Raw genomic sequence first — 1446 nt, 5'->3', positions numbered from 1 at the left:
TACTTCATTAAGTGCTTTGATCATTGGTAGGACCTCTGCTTTCTTTATTGCTGTGTTTATTGCTGGCTATGCGTTACTATTTTACCACATATAACCCTGTTTTACAAGTGCGGAATGCAAGTTAAAAGAATAGTCTGTGTCCATAAAAAAGCACAAGATTGTGTAAATTGTATATTGGTTCACAAATGTGTCTATGCTTACATCTTTGATACCACCCCACCAATTGACTCATCTAAATTACGCAAGTATAAAGATATTCCCCGACCGTTCATTATTGAGCCACCTATAGTTTCTAACGAACAATATATAGCTAATGAAGGGTTTGATTTCAACCTCATCTTGATAGGTAAGGCTTGCGACTATCTGCCATATTTTATCTTCACCTTCAAAGAACTTGGAGATATTGGCATTGGAAAAGGGAGAGGAAAATACGAATTAACAGATGTAGTAGCAATAAAAGGAGCTCAAAAAGAAGGGATTTACTCAAACACAGGTGGGATACTTAGAAATATCGATTTAAGGATAACTATGGATGATATTCTTAAGGAAGTGAATTCCTTGCCGGACAATGAATTAACCATAGAATTTATTACCCCTTGCCGTATGAAGTATAATGCCAGATTGTGTAATTCCCCTGAATTCCATATCCTTATCCAGAACCTATTAGCTCGTATTTCTTCTTTGGTTTATTTCCACTGCAACGAAGAGATAAATTTTGATTTTAAAGGTTTGATAGAGGAGGCAAAACAGGTAAGGATTAAAGAAAGGCATATTGGTTGGTATGACTGGGAGAGGTATTCCGCACGGCAGGATACAAGGATGAAATTAGGTGGAATAATTGGCCAGGTTACTTATGCTGGTAATTTAACTAACTTCTTGCCATTTATTGCCTTAGGCAGATACTTACATATTGGCAAAGGAACAACATTTGGATTGGGGAAATATGAGATTGTAACAAAGGGGAGGAAAGTTGAGTAACTTTAATAACAAAGAATACCAAACAGTGATTTTGTCAAGGTTTGGTGCATGATGTGGAGAAATTAGCAGAGGGCAAAGAGCTTTGAGCAAGGAGAAAAAGGGTGAATAACGAAAAAGTAGTCTACATCATAGCTGGACCAAATGGGAGTGGGAAGACCACTTTTGCGAAAGGGTTTACCGATGAAGTTCCTTTGCCATTTTTGAGTGCAGATGAAATAGCCATAGAATTATTACCTTATTTAGAAAAGGTACGAGTTCAAGCAGGTAGAATCTTTTTTGAGAGGATGGAAGAATATATAGCCAAAGGCATCTCATTTATGGTTGAAACAACGCTTGCAGGGAAGAGGCTGTTTAAAAATTAGCAATATGATTGGGGAACACAACTTCCCCGCTGTCAAAATCAGCATGTGCCGACTTTTTCAATAGTCGTGCAGAATGAGCAAATCAATACTAAAGCCAATGGATAAG

General features: G+C 37.3%; 2 protein-coding genes. Both read left to right on the top strand.

Annotation, left to right across the window (positions count from 1 at the left end):
• Window positions 1–114 precede the first annotated feature (114 nt).
• The gene (gene cas6 / locus AB1414_20780) at window positions 115–978 is read left to right on the top strand and encodes a CRISPR system precrRNA processing endoribonuclease RAMP protein Cas6 (protein ID MEW6609846.1); all 864 of its coding nucleotides are present in this window, start codon (window positions 115–117) and stop codon (window positions 976–978) included.
• A 101-nt stretch (window positions 979–1079) separates the two neighbouring features.
• Window positions 1080–1340: a hypothetical protein gene (locus AB1414_20775; GenBank protein MEW6609845.1), complete on the top strand. Its 261-nt coding sequence runs from the start codon at window positions 1080–1082 to the stop codon at window positions 1338–1340.
• Window positions 1341–1446 lie beyond the last annotated feature (106 nt).

This window comes from bacterium (genome assembly GCA_040755795.1).
GTDB lineage: Bacteria > UBA9089 > CG2-30-40-21 > CG2-30-40-21 > SBAY01 > JBFLXS01.
Note: the sequence above shows the minus strand (reverse complement) of the source record. Positions and strands in the feature narration are given on the sequence as shown.

Bases quoted from the DNA above. Each gene is read 5' to 3' on its own strand.
- cas6 (MEW6609846.1), top strand. From the start codon at position 115: ATGCAAGTTAAAAGAATAGTCTGTGTCCATAAAAAAGCACAAGATTGT.